This window comes from Pseudomonas meliae (assembly GCF_001400515.1).
Taxonomy (GTDB): domain Bacteria; phylum Pseudomonadota; class Gammaproteobacteria; order Pseudomonadales; family Pseudomonadaceae; genus Aquipseudomonas; species Aquipseudomonas amygdali.
This window is the reverse complement of the sequence record NZ_LJQT01000032.1, coordinates 1-554: the sequence shown is the minus strand read 5'-3', so window position 1 is coordinate 554 and position 554 is coordinate 1. Positions and strand designations below refer to the sequence as shown.

1 pseudogene is annotated in these 554 nt (G+C 58.1%); it reads right to left on the bottom strand.

The window, feature by feature from the left end:
- Positions 1-160: 160 nt before the first annotated feature.
- Positions 161-554 (bottom strand): annotated as a pseudogene (locus ALO64_RS01500) (XopB/HopD1 family type III secretion system effector); the annotation flags it as partial.

The window sequence follows — 554 nt, the reverse complement described above, 5'->3', positions numbered from 1 at the left end:
TTAGCCAAATCTGCGCTTGCCCAGTCGACGGTAGCCCCAGATTGACCCGTAGTGCCGACAAATGTGGGAGCATCCGCGATGGCGAGGGTAGCACGGTGAAAAACCATGCTACCCGCCTGACTGCTGCTCGTGAAGTCCAGTAGATCGCGTCGACTATGATTCAGGGTGCGGGCTGCCGCGACGTGTCGGGCACAGCCAGGTCTTGATACGGAATACGTTCGGCCAATGGAGCCTCACCATATCCAAGCTTCCGAACCAGGGCGGGAATTGCCTCAAAGCTGGCATTCATGCCGTTGACAATCGCAGATCCCACATGGCGCAGGAACTCGCTCCGGGGAGCCAGCATTTGATGTAGCTCCTCTGCGGAAATGTCACGGTCTCCAGCTTCCATGTGCTGGCTGGCCCGCGCAAGGATGGTTTGTACCACGCGTGCATGCTTGGCATTGTCGGAATCAAATAGCCCGGGAACGTTGACACGCCCGCCAAGCGCCAACGCGTTCAGAGCGATGGCTTCGATTGGATTGAAGACGGCGCTCCGGAAAATACGCAGTACC